Annotated in this window: 2 protein-coding genes and 5 pseudogenes; 6 read left to right on the top strand and 1 reads right to left on the bottom strand. The window is 52.2% G+C overall.

The features are described from left to right. The coding region (locus tag Z945_RS0106610; protein WP_025051313.1) for an IS3 family transposase at positions 1 to 556 on the top strand (556 nt) is incomplete at its 5' end. 16 nt (positions 557 to 572) lie between these two features. Next, positions 573 to 1,034: pseudogene (locus Z945_RS0106605) on the top strand (integrase core domain-containing protein); the annotation flags it as partial. Positions 1,035 to 1,116: 82 nt separating this feature from the next. Here Z945_RS0106605 and Z945_RS21025 read toward each other — a convergent pair. Beyond that, positions 1,117 to 1,233, bottom strand: a pseudogene (locus tag Z945_RS21025) (IS3 family transposase); the annotation flags it as partial. Positions 1,234 to 1,560: 327 nt separating this feature from the next. Here Z945_RS21025 and blaOXA point away from each other — a divergent pair. The 4 genes and pseudogenes from blaOXA to Z945_RS0106580 all read left to right on the top strand — a co-directional run. Further along, on the top strand, positions 1,561 to 2,373 hold the full coding sequence (blaOXA, locus tag Z945_RS0106595; protein ID WP_025051311.1) for a class D beta-lactamase: 813 nt from the start codon (positions 1,561 to 1,563) through the stop codon (positions 2,371 to 2,373). 403 nt (positions 2,374 to 2,776) lie between these two features. Then, positions 2,777 to 2,887: pseudogene (locus Z945_RS20840) on the top strand (IS481 family transposase); the annotation flags it as partial. Next, positions 2,881 to 2,988: pseudogene (locus tag Z945_RS20470) on the top strand (IS3-like element ISPar2 family transposase); the annotation flags it as partial. The pseudogenes Z945_RS20840 and Z945_RS20470, both read left to right, overlap by 7 nt. A 105-nt stretch (positions 2,989 to 3,093) precedes the next feature. Continuing rightward, positions 3,094 to 3,389 (top strand): annotated as a pseudogene (locus Z945_RS0106580) (transposase); the annotation flags it as partial.

Raw genomic sequence — 3,389 nt, 5'->3', positions numbered from 1 at the left:
GCCATCGGTTGTCGCGGATAACACGCTGGATCGGCAGTTCGAAGTTGATGCCCCTGACCGTGTTTGGGTGACCGATATTACCTCCATCAGGACCCATGAAGGCTGGTCGTACCTCGCTGTGGTCATCGACCTGTTCTCACGGCGTGTTGTGGGCTGGTCGATGCAATCCCGAATGACAACTGATCTGGCCTTGCAGGCATTGCTGAGTGCCGTATGGCGGCGCAAACCAAAGCACAGGGTCATGATCCATTCCGACCAGGGGTCACAGTTCACCGGCAAAGAGTGGCAATCGTTTCTCGGCAAACACTATCTGGATGCCAGCATGAGTAGGCGCGGGAATTGTCATGATAACGCAGTCGCCGAGAGCTTCTTTCACTTGCTGAAACGGGAACGCATCAGGCGGCGAACGTACACCACGCGCGACGCAGCAAGGCAGGACGTGTTCGACTACATCGAGATGTTTTACAACCCGACCCGCAAGCACACCAACAACGGAATGCTGTCGCCAATTGACTATGAAACAGAACAGAGGAAAATGAACGAGGCAAGCGTCTAGGAAACTAGGGGCACGTCAAACCGATGATGGCAGGGCGTTCAGGACACTGAACATCTTGGATGAACACAGCCGGGAATGCCTTGCTATCCGGGTGAAGCGAAAGCTGAACTCGACTGAGGTCATCGATGCTCTGACGGATCTATTCATTTTGCGAGGCGTGCCTGCCTACATCCGTTCAGACAACGGCCCAGAGTTCATCGCAGAGGCCGTCAGGGACTGGATCAAAGCGGTTGGGGCCAAGACTGCATACATCGAGCCCGGGTCACCCTGGGAAAACGGATATTGCGAGAGCTTCAACGGCCGGATGCGCGACGAGCTGCTGAACGGTGAGATCTTTTACTCGCTGCATGAAGCCCAAATCATCATCGAACGATGGAGGAACCACTATAACACCAAACGAACCCATAGTGCTTTGGGCTACCGCCCACCTGCGCCAGAAGCCATCGTACCGATGGACCAAAGGCCAATCATGCACTAACCTTCAATTTGGACCACTCAAGTGAGGCTGCTCAATTTGTGGAGGTCAAGATTCGAGAATCCGTTCTAAATTCACAACACAGTAGCCAAAAATTTCCGCGGGAAAAGATGTCTCTCCCCCCAGCCACCTGCTTACGCGTTAGCCCGCTGGCTAACGCAGTCCGCACAGCATCTTGCCGCAACTCGCCCGTCCGTTTCAGTTCCTTAGTTCATCTCCTTTGCTGTAATAAATCCTATCAAAGTAGCGGCATAACAAACGCGACAGGTCCAATCCTATCCACCAGATACCGAGACTAAACATCTAGGGACTCTATTAGAACCGATCTGGGCAGCTTATTTTTCAAGAATCTCGGTCATGCGCGTGGCTGTCGGAGAGCTTACGTCGATTTCAGATATAGCGGGAGAAATCGCTGTAGTTGCCGAGGCCCTTGAGAAAATCCGGTCTGACAAAACTGTTTTGGTAATCTTGAAAATCAGAATACTGCAGAGATAGAAACCGCCATAAGTTATTATGTGAAAAACGTAACATGAAAAAACAATCTGTTGCTCTGGCCCTTGTAATTAGTCTGTGCGTGAGCACCCAAGGCGCGGCTAGAACAATTTGCACCATTGTAATGGACGAAGCGGCCGTTGAGATTATGCACCAAACTGGTGTTTGCGATAATCGTGTTACGCCAGCGTCCACCTTCAAAATTGCTCTCGCCCTGATGGGTTATGACGCAGGTATTTTGCAGGATTCGCACAGGCCTGCTCTGCCATTTCGGGAGAGCTACCCAGACTGGGGTGGCGATAGCTGGCGTAAGACAACCGATCCAGAGCGGTGGATGAGATATTCTGTGGTCTGGTATTCGCGGCAGATCACTCCGTTACTGGGCACGTCGCTCCTCACTCAGTATGCTACGGACTTCGACTACGGAAACGCTGATTTCAACGGAGATTTTGCACAAAGCAATGGCCTTGAACGCGCGTGGATGTCTTCGTCCCTTCAAATCTCCCCCCGTGAGCAAGTCAATTTCCTATCCCGGATGATAAGGAACGATCTACCTGTTTCGGTTGAAGCCACTGATCGAACTCTGGCGATCATCGAATCCACCGAAACCTCTGGCGGCTGGCGCATATGGGGCAAAACTGGTGCGGCTTATCCCCGTAGGGACACTGGCAGCTTTGACTACACAAGTGGCTGGGGCTGGTTTGTAGGCTGGGCAAAGCGAGATGGCACAACGCTCGTCTTTGCTCACCTGCTGCAAGACGAACGTCGTCACGGAGCGTCGCCCGTACTCCGCGCCAAAGTGACAATTCTTGCTGGTTTCGACGATTTGGTTTCAGAGGTCGTGCCTTGATGCTATCGTCAGGCGCTTTTCTAGCACTCTTATGTTTGCAGCTTTGCTCGAGTCCTGCTTGGGCAGATGATATCCAATTCGAAGATATGACGTGGCCCGAGCAAAAATGCGTTCTGTATCAGCGGGCTTGGGATTGGGCGTATGACGGTATCGGCCCTGACGGTATTAGCGCCGAGTTCGTTGCGCAAAACGATGATTTCGTTGCAACGGGGTGCATCGAACAGATCGTTGTTTGCCCACGCAGTCAGGAAGAGTTCGACATGGCAAATATGCTTACGGTGATGACAATGAATGAAGGAATGGCAAGTACATTTGTCCCATTCACGTGCCGCGATGAAGCGGGATAGGTTTGAACGATAGCAAGTGGTGGTCTACCGATCTGCGACAATTAGAAAGATGCACTATGGGACAGATTCTTCACGGGAGCGCCAAGACCACGCACGCCGTTAGAACTCTCATACAGCGATTGTACGCTTCGAACGCGGCGTCAAGGCAACAACTGAAGTTTGGTCTATGGACTTCATGGCTGACAGACCGGGGGATGGACGGCAATTCCGGCTGCTAAATGTTCTGGATGAATTCAACCGCGATGAACTCGGCATTGAAATTGACTTTTGACTGCCTGCGGAACGGGGTGTTCGAGCCTTGAACTAGCTGACCTGCTCCCCTGAAAAGTCCGGTGTTTTGAGTTAGCCTGTTCTCCAACTGAGGAGACAGACGATGAAGAGAAGCCGTTTCAGCGACGAACAGATCATTGGGATATTGAAAGAGCATCAGGCTGGGCTTGGTGCGAAGGAGCTTTGCCGCAAACACGGTGTCAGCGATGCGACGAATTACAAATGGCGTTCCAAGTATGGCGGCATGGAGGTGTCGGATGCGAAGAAGCTAAAGGCACTGGAAGTTGAGAACGGCAAGCTGAAGAAGTTGCTGGCTGAGCAGATGATGGACGTGTCGACGCTCAAGGAAATGCTGGGAAAAAACTTTTGAGGCCCGGCTCACGCAGAAACGCCGTGACC

This window comes from Sulfitobacter noctilucae (assembly GCF_000622365.1).
Lineage (GTDB): Bacteria > Pseudomonadota > Alphaproteobacteria > Rhodobacterales > Rhodobacteraceae > Sulfitobacter > Sulfitobacter noctilucae.
Note: the sequence above shows the minus strand (reverse complement) of the source record. Positions and strands in the feature narration are given on the sequence as shown.

Bases quoted from the DNA above. Each gene is read 5' to 3' on its own strand.
- blaOXA (WP_025051311.1), top strand. From the start codon at position 1,561: ATGAAAAAACAATCTGTTGCTCTGGCCCTTGTAATTAGTCTGTGCGTG.